Source organism: Clostridium sp. SM-530-WT-3G (genome assembly GCF_012843905.1).
GTDB lineage: Bacteria > Bacillota > Clostridia > Clostridiales > Clostridiaceae > Clostridium.
In genome coordinates, this window is the sequence record NZ_JABAGC010000095.1 from 1 (window position 1) to 863 (window position 863).

Sequence of the window (863 nt, forward strand, 5' to 3'; positions counted from 1 at the left end):
TAAGAGGAATTGCACCTCAAACTTCTCACAGAACCGTACGTGAAAGTCTCCTTTCATACGGCTCTTATCATTCAACAATATCAATTTATCTATAGCTCCAATGTGAAAATAATTTCGGCTCTCTATTTCTTAATTCTGAGAGCCATTTTTCGGCTCGTTGCCTACGCCCACGGAAGTGCTTGTATTTATTCATAGCCCACCTTACTATCCTACTCTCTATACATTTAATAGTGTACTTAAGTGCTGATACATTGTATTTACCAAAGTAATTTATCCATCCTCTGACGATTGGATTTATTGATTTTGCAATAATGTTTATACTGCTTCCAGACATCTTATGTAATTTTAATTCTTTAATCTTATCTCTTAAATTTTTACACGCTTTTTGACTTGCTGAAGCTATGAAATTGTTTCTTAACTTTCCATCTTTACATTTAATATATACAGCCTTATATGTATATCCTAAGAAATCAAATTGAGTTATAGGATAATCTTCCGTTCTGTCTTCATCTTTGCAATAAACAATTCTTGTTTTGTCTGGATGTAATTCTAATTTACATTGTTTCATTCTCTGATTTAAAGCTTCTTTTATTTCTTTTGCTTCCTTTTCAGATTTACAATGTATGATAGCATCGTCTGCATATCTAGCAAAAGGAGCTATTGGGTAATTTCTTTCCATCCATACATCAAAAGCATAATGTAAAAATATATTTGCTAATACTGGACTTATGACACCTCCTTGCGGAGTACCGGATTTTCTTTCTGTAAGCATTCCTTCCTTTGTTGCAAAAGGTGTTTTAAGCCATCTTCTTATATAAAGTTTCAACCATTTTTCGTCTGTATGTAATTCTACAGCTTTCATG

The 863-nt window shown here is 32.6% G+C and carries 1 protein-coding gene; it reads right to left on the reverse strand.

Translation table 11 applies throughout. The annotated features are described in order from the left end of the window. Nucleotides 1-85: 85 nt before the first annotated feature. On the reverse strand, nt 86-863 hold a 778-nt coding region (locus tag HF850_RS15370; RefSeq protein WP_169106284.1), incomplete at its 5' end, for a reverse transcriptase domain-containing protein.